This is a genomic window from Marinobacter confluentis (genome assembly GCF_004785685.1).
Taxonomy (GTDB): domain Bacteria; phylum Pseudomonadota; class Gammaproteobacteria; order Pseudomonadales; family Oleiphilaceae; genus Marinobacter; species Marinobacter confluentis.
On sequence record NZ_SRPF01000033.1, the window covers coordinates 1 to 324 of the forward strand.

Here is a 324-nt window from a genome sequence, read left to right on the forward strand (position 1 = left end):
CCCATTGCAGCGAATTACCCCAAACGGTCCGGGTTGGGTGAGAAGTATCTGCACCAGCAACTGAGGTTGATCAAGAGGCAGGATCGGATGATAGCATCCATGACGGGTCTGCTGGACAACAGCTCTGACCAGGATCTGCAGGATCTTGCTGCCTACTTTAATGAACAGTCGATGCCAATTGGTCAAGCTGATCCGGAGCTGGTTGATCAGGGCCGGGCGCTGTATCGCGGTGGCAACATGGCGTCAGGCGTTCCCGCTTGTGCGGGCTGCCACAGTCCGAACGGGTCGGGTATCGAAGCGGCAGGTTATCCCCGTCTCAGTGGT

1 pseudogene is annotated in these 324 nt (G+C 57.4%); it reads left to right on the top strand.

Features of this window, described 5'->3' with window-relative positions:
- Positions 1-87: 87 nt before the first annotated feature.
- Positions 88-324, top strand: a pseudogene (locus E5Q11_RS17440) (c-type cytochrome); the annotation flags it as partial.